Annotated in this window: 2 protein-coding genes; both read right to left on the minus strand. The window is 48.7% G+C overall.

Going from position 1 to position 2,454, the window contains the following annotated elements:
* Positions 1-639: lipid A deacylase LpxR family protein (locus AC6R0L_RS06550; RefSeq protein WP_500628647.1), on the minus strand; the 639-nt coding region annotated here is incomplete at its 3' end.
* A gap of 180 nt (positions 640-819) precedes the next feature.
* Positions 820-2,454: formate C-acetyltransferase (gene pflB, locus AC6R0L_RS06555; protein ID WP_500628648.1), on the minus strand; the 1,635-nt coding region annotated here is incomplete at its 5' end.

The following is a 2,454-nucleotide window of genomic DNA, read 5'->3' on the forward strand; positions in this document are numbered from 1 at the left end:
TCCCCAACGCAGCATGACACCGGTTGACACATCACTACGAAAATTACCGACGTTGGCTTCTGAAACGCTCGATACTTCCCACTCGGTGTTAGCCAACAGCGGCTCGCGCCATAGGTTGATGTGGGTTAGGTAACCGACACTCCCAGCAAACCCTTCATCCACTTGGTTTGCCCAACCATTAGGATCATCAGAGCCCGTGATGCTGTGGACGAATTTTTGTGCCTCTTCCGACAGTGAGTTTTCACCCACGGTGCCCAAGGTCAGGTTAAAGCGCTGAGCTTGCATTGGATGGAGACTGATATAATTGAACTCGGTGTGAAGATAACCCGCATAAGGGCGATCGTTTTGTATGGGCTCAACGGCTTCAATATCCGATGGCGTATACATTTTGTGAGCCAGGGTAACTTCCCATTTGTCCAAAGAGGCGGCGCCCCAAAAAGACAAACTTAGCGGCCCAACCCACGAAGGCGGGCGAATCCCTGCGGAGGTGTAAGTGAGGAAAATGCCATTGGTATAGTCTTGATCAACACCAAATACCCCGTCGTTGTCGAGTGAAAAGGCGAGGGTTGACTGCTCTGAAGCCAGTGCAGTGGTGGAGAGAAGAAGCAACGAAAAAGGGAGATAGGGAGAGCGAGCCATAGTGTTCTGTTTTGACGAATAGTGCGGATGATAGTACCGCAATTCGCTAAGGTCACTATAGGAATTCACTGATTGATTTGGGGAAATGTGCGCAAACTCTAAAGCTTACCGAGGAACGATAAGCACAAAAAATGCAGCCCCGCACTAGGCGGGGCTGCATCAATCATTCAACAGCGTCTCTTATAGAGATTCTGTAAATGTACGTGCAATTACGTCAGCTTGCTGCTCTGCAGTTAGAGAGTTAAAGCGTACCGCGTAACCAGAAACACGGATAGTTAGCTGAGGGTATTTCTCAGGGTGCTTAACCGCATCTTCTAGAGTTTCACGGTTAAGAACGTTCACGTTCAAGTGCTGACCACCTTCGATGCCCGCTTCATGGTGGAAGTAACCATCCATTAGGCCTGCAAGGTTAGCGCGCTGTGAACCTTCGTCTTTACCTAGTGCGTTAGGCACGATAGAGAAGGTGTAAGAGATACCATCTTTCGCGTGAGCAAACGGCAGTTTACCAACAGATGTTAGAGATGCGACCGCACCTTTCTCATCACGACCGTGCATTGGGTTTGCACCTGGAGCAAACGGAGCACCTGCGCGACGACCATCTGGCGTGTTACCTGTCTTCTTACCGTACACAACGTTAGAAGTGATAGTAAGGATAGACTGAGTAGGAACGGCATCACGGTAAGTCTTAAGCTTACGGATCTTGTTCATGAACACTTCAACAAGTTCACAAGCGATGTCATCAACGCGTGAATCGTTGTTTCCGAATTTAGGGTAGTCGCCTTCGATTTCGAAGTCGATCGCTACGCCATCTTCGTCACGGATTGGTTTCACTTTCGCGTACTTGATTGCAGATAGTGAGTCAGCCGCGATAGATAGACCTGCGATACCACAAGCCATAGTACGGTATACGTCACGATCGTGTAGAGCCATCAGTGCAGACTCGTAAGAGTACTTGTCGTGCATGAAGTGGATTGCGTTTAGTGCAGCTACATACTGCTTAGCTAGCCAATCCATGAAGTGGTCTAGGTTGTTCCACACTTCGTCGAAGCTTAGGACTTCTGAAGTGATCTTCGGCATTACTGGACCAACTTGCATTTTCAGCTTCTCATCAACACCACCGTTGATTGCGTAAAGCATGGTTTTTGCAAGGTTTGCACGAGCGCCGAAGAACTGCATTTGCTTACCAACAACCATTGGAGATACACAACATGCGATTGCGTAGTCATCTGATTCCATGTCTGGACGCATTAGGTCGTCGTTTTCGTACTGGATTGAAGACGTATCGATAGACACTTTCGCACAGAACTTCTTGAAGCCTTCAGGTAGCTGCTCAGACCAAAGAACCGTGATGTTTGGCTCTGGAGAAGGACCCATGGTGTATAGAGAGTTAAGGAAACGGAAGTTCGTACGTGTTACTAGCGTACGGCCGTCAAGACCCATACCACCCATAGATTCTGTTGCCCAGATTGGGTCGCCAGAGAATAGGTCATCGTACTCAGGAGTACGTAGGAAGCGAACCATACGTAGTTTCATTACGAAGTGGTCGATCATTTCCTGAGCTTGTTCTTCAGTGATCTTACCTGCAGCAATATCACGCTCGATGAAGATGTCTAGGAACGTTGAAGTACGACCTAGAGACATCGCTGCGCCGTTTTGAGACTTAACCGCTGCTAGGTAGCCGAAGTAAGTCCACTGTACCGCTTCTTGTGCAGTTTCTGCTGGGCGAGAGATATCGTAACCGTACTTAGCAGCCATTTCTTTCATTTGGCCAAGTGCACGGTGTTGCTCTGCGATCTCTTCGCGAAGCTGCATTGT

This window comes from Vibrio sp. R15-SG3-ISO1A (genome assembly GCF_059833955.1).